Below are 1,468 nucleotides of genomic sequence, written 5' to 3'. Positions count from 1 at the left end.
TAAAATGTACCCTATAGAATAGACACTTAAAAAAAGTCTGTTCTATAGGGTATTTCTTGTATAATAGGAGAAAAATTAGAATCGGAGAAATTTCAAAATGACGAAAAAACTGTTTACTGAAAAAGAAGTTCAAGATCTATCAAAGAATCCGTACGTAAAATCTGTGAGTGTGAAAGGAATTACTTATACAGATGAATTTAAACGTATTTTTGTTGAAGAAAACGCAAAAGGAAAGTTGCCTCGAGATATTTTTGAAGCATGTGGGTTTGATATAGATGTAATTGGAGTGGAGCGTGTTGTGGCATCAGGAAGTAGATGGCGCGCCGCTTATAGAGAAAATGGCGTATTTGGCCTACGTGATACACGTAAAGAAAACTCCGGGAGATCCCTTGAGAGAGAGCTTACGTTAGAAGAAAAATATGCACGTTTAGAAGCTGAACGGAACTTACTAAAGGCTGAAAACGAACTGTTAAAAAAGATCAAACTTATGGAAGGGAGGATGAAAAGAAAATAACGTTACCAACGAGTCAAAAATACCTATTGATTCGTTCTGTCATCGTAAAATATAACCTAAGAAACATGGTGAGTTACTTGTGTAAGGTAGCTGGTGTTTCCCGTTCTGGATATTATAATTACTTCTCTTTATCATCTCAAGAACGGCGGAAACAAAAGAATGACCAAGATGAAGTAGCGAAAGAAATCATATTAAAAGCATTTCGATTTAAAAATCGAAAAAAAGGGGCTCGTCAAATTAAAATGACATTAGCGGGTCAGTTTCGGGTTGTCTACAATTTGAAGCGTATACGTAGAATTATGAAAAAATACGGGATTGTCTGTCCAATTCGAAAGGCGAATCCTTATAAAAAAATGATGAAAGCAACGCAAGAACATCGAGTTGTACCTAATCTATTGAATCGAAAATTCAAACAAAATATCCCTGGAAAAGCACTTCTCACAGATATCACCTATTTAGTTTATGGTAAGAATAAGAGGGCTTATTTGTCTACGATTCTAGACGGATCCACGAATGAAATCTTAGCTTATTATGTTTCAGAACGTCTTACGTTAGATATCGCTACAACAACCCTTCGCAAACTAAAGAAGAATAAGAGAATTCAATTAGCTAAAGATGTATTTATTCATTCAGATCAAGGAGCACATTATACAAGTCCTACCTATCAAAAATTAGTCAAAAAACTAAAGCTTAGGCAATCAATGTCAAGACGAGGAAACTGTTGGGATAACGCCCCGCAAGAATCATTTTTTGGCCATTTTAAAGATGAAGCCTATGTAAAGTTTTGTGAGTCGTTTACTCAGTTGAAACATGAGATTAAGAAATATATGACGTACTATAACCATTATAGATACCAATGGAATTTAAAGAAGATGACTCCTGTTGAATACAGAAATCATCTTCTTGATGTGGCATAACTTTTTTCAAGATGTCCTTTACAAAGGGTACAGATTA

1 protein-coding gene is annotated in these 1,468 nt (G+C 34.7%); it reads left to right on the top strand.

Annotated elements, in window-relative coordinates; genetic code table 11:
• Positions 1-97: 97 nt before the first annotated feature.
• A protein-coding gene (locus MR076_RS25865) for an IS3 family transposase (protein ID WP_242225423.1) occupies positions 98-1,431 on the top strand; the annotation gives its coding sequence in 2 pieces (ribosomal slippage) (positions 98-481 and positions 484-1,431; 1,332 coding nt in all).
• Positions 1,432-1,468 lie beyond the last annotated feature (37 nt).

It is taken from the genome of Bacillus cereus group sp. BfR-BA-01380 (genome assembly GCF_022663535.1).
In the GTDB taxonomy this organism is placed as follows: Bacteria; Bacillota; Bacilli; order Bacillales; family Bacillaceae_G; genus Bacillus_A; species Bacillus_A cereus_BB.
The sequence above is the reverse complement of the archived record's forward strand: the minus strand, read 5'-3'. Positions and strand labels throughout refer to the sequence as shown.